Here is a 3,214-nt window from a genome sequence, read left to right as displayed (position 1 = left end):
TTCCAGCGACGTCAGCACGCGGTCGATGCGGGCCTCGTAGTCGAGCGCATCCTGCGCGGTCTTGAAGGCGCGGAACTGGCTGATATCGGTGCCCGAGGCAAACGCCTTGTCGCCGCTGCCGGTCAGGATGATCGCCTTGATCGTGCGATCGGTATTGGCGGCTTCGCAGATTTCCGCCATCCGCTCATACATCGCGAAGGTCATCGCGTTGCGCGCCTGCGGGCGATTGAAGGTGATGCGAGCAATGCCGTCCTCGACGGAATAGATCAGGTCTTCGGTGGGTGCCGGGGCGTCCATGCAATTTTTCCTCTCGTGCAGCACTCCGCCGCAACATGTTGAAAAGGCTGGAGCGATTATGCTCCAGCCTCCGGTCGATTGTTAGAGCTGAAACGCATGGCTCAGGCGACGGCCGCCTTCGGCATCTGCACGATGTCGCGGCCCTTCAGCACTTCCATCGCCGCCAACACACCACCGGCGCGATGCGGAACCTTGGCCAGATCGAGACCCATCTCGACGCCGGCCAGCGTGCCCATCAGCATCAGATCGTTGAAATGGCCGATATGGCCGATGCGGAAGATCTTGCCCTTCCATTTCGCCAGACCCGTTCCCAGCGACATGTCGAAATTCTCCAGCACGATCTTGCGGAAGGCATCGGCATCGTGGCCTTCCGGCATCATCACGGCGGTCAGTGCCGGCGAATGATTGTGCGCATCCTGGCAGACGGTTTCGAGGCCCCAGGCCTTGGTGGCGGCCCGTGCCGCGGCGGCATGGCGCTTATGGCGCGCGAACACGTTGTCGAGCCCCTCTTCCTCCAGCATCGCGATGGCTTCCTTCAGCCCGTACAACACGTTGGTGGCGGGCGTGTAGGGCCAGGAGCCGAGCTTGTTGGCGTTGATGACCTCCTGCCAGTCCCAGTAAGAGCGGAACGCGCTATTGGCCTTCGACGCGGCCAGCGCCTTGTCGGAGATGACATTGAAGCCGAGGCCGGGCGGCAACATCAGGCCCTTCTGCGAGCCGGCCACGGTGACATCGATGCCCCAGGCGTCATGTTCGTATTCCAGCGAGCCGATGCCGGACACGGTATCGACCATCAGCAGCGCCGGATGGCTGGCGCGGTCCATCGCCTGGCGGACTTCCTGGGGATAAGTGACGCAGCCGGTCGAGGTCTCGTTGTGGACCACCATCACGGCCTTGATGGCGTGCGCCTTGTCAGCCTGCAGCCGGGCCTCGATCTGCACCAGATCGGCGCCATGGCGCCAGTCGCCGGGAACCAACTCGATGTCGAGCTTGAATTTCTCCGCCATGTTGCGCCACAGCGCCGCGAACTGTCCGGTTTCCGCCATCAACACCCGGTCGCCGGGCGACAGCGTGTTGACGATGGCGGCTTCCCACGCGCCGGTGCCCGAGGCCGGGTAGATGATGACCGGCTGTTTGGTCTTGAAGATACGCTGCGAACCGGCCAGCACGTTGAAGCCGAGTTCGGCGAATTCGGGGCCGCGATGGTCGAGCGTCGGCATGTCCATCGCCCGCAGCACCCGGTCGGGCACGTTGGTCGGTCCAGGAATCTGCAGAAAATGCCGTCCGGTGTGCACAGTCATGGGTCGTCCTTCCCAGGATGATATTTTATAGGCGGGGTCCGGATATCACTTTTCGATCGCCCTGTCCCGCGGCTGGTATACCAAATACTCCAAGAAAAAAATGGGGCAGCCATCAGCTTTGCTTATCTTGCCCGGGTGCACCGCAGCACAAACGGGATTTTCATTGCAAAGGTCAAACAGCCAGCCTCTGGCGTTCTCGCGGCGCCGAGGCGTCCGAGGTATGAGCAGATCTCCCCTCCAGACACGAGGGGAGCGACTGTCTTTCCGTTCAAGCGTTTTTTGGCTGCCATGGGGCTTTATCTCGCAGGATGGCGTTGAGGATGGTGAGCAGCTTGCGGGCAACCGCGATGATAGCCACGAGCTTCGGCTTGCCGGCGGCAACGAGTTTGTCGCGGAACAGTTTGAGCGTCGGGTTGAAGCGGGCAGCCACCATTGCGCCCATAAACAACACGCGGCGGACGCTTGCCCGGCCACCGCCGATGAAGCTCTTCCCGCGCCATTGGCCGGACTGCCGGGTCCATGGCGCCAGACCTGCGAGCGCTGCGATCTGACGCCGATCAAGCGTTCCCAGTTCAGGCATTTCGGCGATCAGACTGCGGGCAATGGTCGGCCCGATGCCGGGGACCGATGCCAGCAGTTCTTCCTTCTCCGCCCAGGCCGGCGTGCCCCGCACGTGGTCGCCGATATCGCTATCCAGTTCGGACAGTTCTTTCTCCAGCGCCTTGTGCAACCGGGCCATGCTCTTCTTCAACCGCGGATTGCTGACGCGGCGTGCGCGCTGGCTTTCTGCTGCGATCATCTCAACGATCTGGCGCCGGCGAGCTACCAGGTCGGCGAGCAATCGCGTCATCTCATCAGGGAGCTGGCGCAATTGAGGTTTGGTCGCCTCCGCAAAATGCGCGATCACCGCGGCATCGATCGGATCGGTCTTGGCGCGCTTGCCGAGAGCATTGGCAAAGGCGCGCACCTGCGCCGGATTAACCACCACCACCGGCAGGCCAGCGCCGGCAAGGCCCGCCGCAACAATCGTCTCGAAGCCGCCGGTGGCCTCGATGGCCACCAGCCGTGGCGAGATCGCCACGAGTCGTTCGATCAGTTCGTCGATCCCGGCGCCATTGCGGGCGACCGCAAAACTCTCGCCAGTTGGACGCACTGCCACGTCCAGTCGATCCTTCGACACATCGATGCCAACATAAATCGCGTCCATCTGATCCCATCCTTGCGCAAGCGGGCTCGCTGAGCGGCCCAAGCGACTGTTCGGGTTCGATGGAACGGCAGGCGAAGACCCTTGCTCCCCTACGGGCTTGGTGTCCCTCAGGCTAGTCGGTCTCCCGCCTGCCACCGCATCGCCGATCCTAGCAGATCTGGCGATTTTCAAGTTACAAGGCGGCGCGCCAACAGGCGCGTTGGGTAGGTGGTTGGGACGCGATCCGCCTCACGACGAACCGCGGCGCCTGTCAGCGCGCCACCGCGGTGATTTTGGGTTGGGGGACCGTTCTTCCGGGCCAGCACGTGACCTCCGAAGAGGACACTCCGGCGGGATTTCGCCCGCCTTTCGCTGTCCCGTCCAGCCATTCAAGGCAGAGCCCCGTAGTGGGCCCGGACGGTGACCGCCA

General features: G+C 63.1%; 3 protein-coding genes. All 3 read right to left on the bottom strand.

Annotation, left to right across the window (positions count from 1 at the left end; all coding sequences use genetic code 11):
* On the bottom strand, positions 1–297 hold a 297-nt coding region (locus tag Q0S16_RS08450; RefSeq protein ID WP_295846999.1), incomplete at its 3' end, for an enoyl-CoA hydratase-related protein.
* Between the two features lie 101 nt (positions 298–398).
* Positions 399–1,598, bottom strand: coding sequence for an aminotransferase class V-fold PLP-dependent enzyme (locus Q0S16_RS08445; RefSeq protein ID WP_295846996.1), 1,200 nt, complete (start codon positions 1,596–1,598; stop codon positions 399–401).
* Between the two features lie 268 nt (positions 1,599–1,866).
* The gene (locus tag Q0S16_RS08440; protein ID WP_295847001.1) at positions 1,867–2,805 is read right to left on the bottom strand and encodes an IS110 family transposase; all 939 of its coding nucleotides are present in this window, start codon (positions 2,803–2,805) and stop codon (positions 1,867–1,869) included.
* Positions 2,806–3,214: the final 409 nt, after the last annotated feature.

This window comes from Tardiphaga sp. (assembly GCF_025356345.1).
Classification (GTDB): Bacteria; Pseudomonadota; Alphaproteobacteria; order Rhizobiales; family Xanthobacteraceae; genus Tardiphaga.
The sequence above is the reverse complement of the archived record's forward strand: the minus strand, read 5'-3'. Positions and strand labels throughout refer to the sequence as shown.

Coding starts and splice junctions, on each gene's coding strand:
- Q0S16_RS08445 (WP_295846996.1), bottom strand. CDS start 1,598: ATGACTGTGCACACCGGACGGCATTTTCTGCAGATTCCTGGACCGACC.
- Q0S16_RS08440 (WP_295847001.1), bottom strand. CDS start 2,805: ATGGACGCGATTTATGTTGGCATCGATGTGTCGAAGGATCGACTGGAC.